This is a genomic window from uncultured Leptotrichia sp. (genome assembly GCF_938036635.1).
Lineage (GTDB): Bacteria > Fusobacteriota > Fusobacteriia > Fusobacteriales > Leptotrichiaceae > Leptotrichia > Leptotrichia hongkongensis.
The window spans coordinates 1-4,455 of record NZ_CALHQO010000201.1; the positions used below are offsets into that span (position 1 = coordinate 1).

At 35.2% G+C, this 4,455-nt stretch carries 4 protein-coding genes; all 4 read left to right on the plus strand.

Features of this window, described 5'->3' with window-relative positions:
• The coding region (gene cysD / locus Q0370_RS03930; RefSeq protein WP_299572398.1) for a sulfate adenylyltransferase subunit CysD at window positions 1–628 on the plus strand (628 nt) is incomplete at its 5' end.
• The gene (locus Q0370_RS03935) at window positions 628–2,313 is read left to right on the plus strand and encodes a GTP-binding protein (RefSeq protein WP_299572400.1); all 1,686 of its coding nucleotides are present in this window, start codon (window positions 628–630) and stop codon (window positions 2,311–2,313) included. The genes cysD and Q0370_RS03935, both read left to right, overlap by 1 nt.
• 51 nt (window positions 2,314–2,364) lie before the next feature.
• Window positions 2,365–3,396: a sulfate ABC transporter substrate-binding protein gene (locus Q0370_RS03940; RefSeq protein WP_299572402.1), complete on the plus strand. Its 1,032-nt coding sequence runs from the start codon at window positions 2,365–2,367 to the stop codon at window positions 3,394–3,396.
• A gap of 138 nt (window positions 3,397–3,534) precedes the next feature.
• Window positions 3,535–4,383 (plus strand): sulfate ABC transporter permease subunit CysT, encoded by an 849-nt coding sequence (gene cysT / locus Q0370_RS03945; protein WP_299572405.1) that lies wholly within the window; start codon window positions 3,535–3,537, stop codon window positions 4,381–4,383.
• The last annotated feature ends 72 nt before the right edge of the window (window positions 4,384–4,455 follow it).

The window sequence follows — 4,455 nt, forward strand, 5'->3', positions numbered from 1 at the left end:
AGGAGTTGAAAAAAATATTAATCCGTTTGATCATGGAGCTTCATTTACAGATATTATGAAAACGCAGGCATTGAAGCAGGCGCTTAATAAATATGGATTTACTGCGGCATTTGGTGGAGGTCGTAGAGATGAGGAAAAAAGTCGTGCTAAAGAAAGAATTTTCTCATTTAGAAATGCAGCACAAGCATGGGATCCCAAAAATCAACGTCCAGAAATGTGGAAACTTTACAACACAGAAATTAGTAAAGGTGAAAGTATCAGGGTTTTTCCAATTTCCAACTGGACGGAAAAGGATATTTGGGAGTATATTCAAAGGGAGAATATACCAATTGTTTCACTTTATTCGGCGGCAGAACGTCCTGTTGTGGAAAGGGATGGAAATTTGATAATGGTTGATGATGAGAGAATGAGACTGGAAGAAGGCGAAGATCCTGAAATTAGAATGGTTCGTTTTAGAACTTTAGGAGATTATCCGTTATCAGGGGCTGTGGAGTCAAATGCTGTAACTTTGGAGGAAATAATAGATGAAACGCTAAGTTCGGTGGAATCTGAAAGAACAAGCAGGGTTATTGACAAGGACAGCGGAGCGGCAAGCATGGAAAAAAGAAAAAGAGAGGGGTATTTTTAATGGTAAGATTATTAAAATTTATAACTTGTGGGAGTGTGGATGACGGAAAATCGACATTAATTGGAAATATCCTTTACAATTCTAAGCTCCTTTATGCGGATCAGGAAGAAGCGTTAATTTTAGACAGTAAAGTTGGTTCACGTGGAGGAGCAATCGATTATTCGCTGCTTTTGGACGGATTGATGGCTGAAAGGGAGCAAGGAATCACAATTGATGTGGCATATCGGTATTTTACGACAAATAAACGGAGCTTTATTGTGGCTGATACGCCAGGGCATGAGGAATATACTCGAAATATGGCGGTTGGAGCTTCTTTTGCGGAAGTTGCGATTTTACTTTTGGACGTTACAAAAGGAGTGCTTGTACAAACAAGAAGACATGCGAGAATTTGCTCGATGGTTGGAATACGGCACTTTGTCTTTGCAGTAAATAAAATGGATTTAGCAAAATACAGCGAAGAGAAATTTAATAAAATTGTCAATGAAGTGAAAGAATTAGCGAAGGAACTGGAATTAGAAAATATAAAAATAATTCCCGTGAGTGCCACGGAAGGCGATAATGTTACAAAAAAATCTGAAAATATGGACTGGTATAAGGGCGAGAGCATTATAGAATATCTGGAAATAGTGGATGTGACAGAAAATAACGAAAATTCAGACTTTTATATCCCAATCCAGCGTGTATGCCGTCCAAATCACGAATTTAGAGGATTTCAGGGGCAAATTGAAAGTGGAATTATACGAACTGGAGAAGAAATCACTGTTTTGCCAAGTAATGAAACTGCAGTTGTTAAAACGATTTTGAATGGAGATAAAAATGTAGAAGAGGCATTTTCTGGACAGGCTGTTACAATTCAGCTGGACAAGGAAGTGGATGTGAGCCGTGGTTCTGTTATTACAAAAAATAAAAATCTTCCAGTTGCAAAATCGGTTGAAGCTGTATTATTGTGGATGGATGATGACAAATTGACAGTTGGAAAGGAATATTTGGCAAAACTTGGAACAAAGAAGCTTTCCGCAATATTAAAGGAAATTGTATATAAAATTGATGTGAATACAGGAGAAAAAATTGAAACACAAAGTATCGCAAAAAATGAAATTGCATTTTGCAAAATTGAATTTTCAGATAAAGTCATTGTTGATTTATTCAAAAAAAATAAGGCTTTGGGAGAATTGATACTGATTGACAGGCTTTCACATCAGACTGCCGCTGCAGGAGTAGTGGAAAATATTGATACAATTGGAGAAAAACCTTATTTTGAAAAGGATGACATAAAAATTGACGGATACATTTTTGAAGAACTATATTTCGATTTTGAAAATGCGAGAATGTCTAAAGAAGGAACAAAAGAAAAAACATACCATGTTGGCGACGAAGTGCCTCAAAAAGGAGATAGTTTTGAATATCCACAATATTTTGACATTATATCACTTGAAAGTGAGGCGGCAGTTTTAGTGCGAGACTGTAAAATTTTTGATATTGTTAAATTGGAAGATTATCATTTTACAGGACTGCCAATATTAGACACAGCAGGATTTGGATTGCAGATTAAAACTAGGGAAGATATGAAAAATTATCTTTTAGATTACAATCAAAATGTAAATAAAGTGGAAATTCACAAAAAATGGGCAAAATTTGAAACTTACAGAAAAGTAGTAAGTGGGGATAATTTTTATATGATTTAATATTAATCAAATTATTGAATAGACAGATTTCATAAAAAGGGGAATGTGAACATGTTAAAGAAACTGAAAATACCAGTAATATTTGCTATAATTGTTATTTTTCTTTATTTTATCGGAATTATGCGGCAAAACAGCAAATCTGGAAAAAGTAGGAAAAAATTGGAAATTGTAAATGTTTCCTATGATCCTACCCGTGAACTGTACGAAAAGTATAACAAGCTGTTTATAGAATATTACAGGCAAAAATATGGACAGGATGTGAAAATTTCCCAATCGCATGGAGGCTCAGGCTCACAGGCACGTTCGGTAATTGAAGGGCTTGATGCGGATGTGGTAACTTTAGCACTGGAAAATGATGTTGCGCTTCTTGAGAAGGCAGACTTGCTTGAAAAAGGCTGGGTAAACAAATTTCCCGGAAGCTCTTCTCCGTATACCTCTACAATCGTTTTTCTTGTAAGAAAAGGAAATCCGAAAAATATTAAGGACTGGAACAGTTTGACAGAAAAAGGAATAAAAGTGATAACACCTGATCCGAAAAGCAGCGGTGGAGCTTGCTGGAATTTTTTGGCGGCGTGGTCATACGGACGTGAAAAATTTGGAAATAATGAGCATAAGATTCAAAATTTTGTGAAAAATATTTATGACAATGTGGCAGTAATGGATTCGGGGGCAAGGGCAGCAACTACGACTTTTGTGGAAAATAATCAGGGAGATGTACTGATTGCGTGGGAAAATGAGGCGATTGCTACGGTTAGGGAGTATCCTGAAAAATATGAGATTGTCTATCCGAGTGTGAGTATTTTGGCACAGCCTACAGTAGCGGTAGTTGACAAAGTTGCAAAAAGCAACGGAACTTATCAGATAAGTACAGAATACTTGAAATATCTGTATTCAGAAAAAGCGCAGGAAATAATCGCTGAAAGTGGCTACAGACCTTACAATCAGAAAATTCTGAAAAAATATGAAAATAAATTTGACTTAAAGATGAAACTAACAAAAATAGATGATTTTGGCGGCTGGAAAAAAGCCTACGAGAAATTTTTCAATGAAGGTGCATTATTTGATAAAATTTATGAAAATTAGAAGTATAAATTGTTTCAAAATTAAATAGCAATAATACTTGTGCGGCAAAGGTTCATTGTCAAAAGTCTTTTTATTTAATATAAGAGAATAGGCAAAAAATCTTTTAATTGGAGATATTGTTATGAAAGGAGTGAAAAAATGAAAATATTAGCATTAAAAAGAAAAGAGCAGCCTGTAATTCCAGGATTTGGACTTACATTTGGAATATCATTGACAATGCTGTCAATTCTGATATTAATACCTTTAGCCTCGATATTAGTTTATTCCTTTAGGCTGTCACCTCTTGAATTTTGGAAACTTGTAACAGAAAAGCCAGTTTTGAATGCATTTTTTACAAGCGTCCTCTGTTCATTTATCGCTGCCGCTGTAAACTGCGTTTTCGGAGTAATTTTAGCGTGGGTGCTTATAAAATACGACTTTTTTGGAAAAAGATTTTTAGACGGAATGCTTGAATTGCCTTTTGCCTTGCCTACTGCAGTTGCAGGAATCACACTTTCAAAAATGTATTCTGATACTGGGATGGTTGGAAAATATTTTGCAAAAATTGGGATAAAAATTTCATATACTCACGTTGGGATAATAATTGCCTTAATTTTTGTAGGAATTCCTTTCGTGGTAAGAGCAGTTCAGCCAATTCTGGAAAAGCTGGACAATCAGTATGAGGAAGCGGCATATATCTTAGGTGCAGACGGAAAAACGACTTTTTGGAAAGTAATTTTCCCTGAAATAAGACCTGCCTTATTAACAGGATTTGGACTTGCCTTTTCAAGAGGGCTTGGAGAATATGGAAGTGTAATTTACATTTCAGGAAACAGCCTAAAAGAGCATACACAGGTTGTTTCCTATGTAATTATGCAAAAATTAAATTATGTCGACTATCCTTCTGCGACTGTAATTGCTCTAGTTATGCTAATATTTTCATTCACACTTTTATTTTTAATAAATTTAGTTCAAATGAACCAGTTCAAGCGGACAAACAATGTTTAGGAAAGGGGAAAGAGTGATGGATAAAAAAAATAACATTATAAAGTATGTATTAATAGCAGTAAGTATCCTGTT